Source organism: Acinetobacter sp. GRABPA_MV_2 (genome assembly GCF_056725885.1).
Genome location: NZ_JBWZNA010000084.1, coordinates 1 through 228 on the forward strand (window position 1 = coordinate 1; position 228 = coordinate 228).

Here is a 228-nt window from a genome sequence, read left to right on the forward strand (position 1 = left end):
AGATCAGCTGCTGTCACGGTGTAGTTGGTACCGTTCACATTTACCACTGTGCCATCGATTGCATCAGGTCCCAATGCCACTTGTGCATTGAAGGTGCCGTCTGTACCAAGCTCGTCTGCATTTAAGATACCGTCGCCATTTAAGTCTTCAGGAACCGTAATCGCTGTAATCAGATCTTGTGGAGTTGTATCAATTGTTAAGGTTACATCTGCATCAGCAACATCTACA

1 protein-coding gene is annotated in these 228 nt (G+C 45.6%); it reads right to left on the reverse strand.

The features are described 5' to 3' along the window. On the reverse strand, window positions 1-228 hold a 228-nt coding region (locus ACXM0J_RS18925), incomplete at both ends, for a hypothetical protein (RefSeq protein ID WP_479750757.1).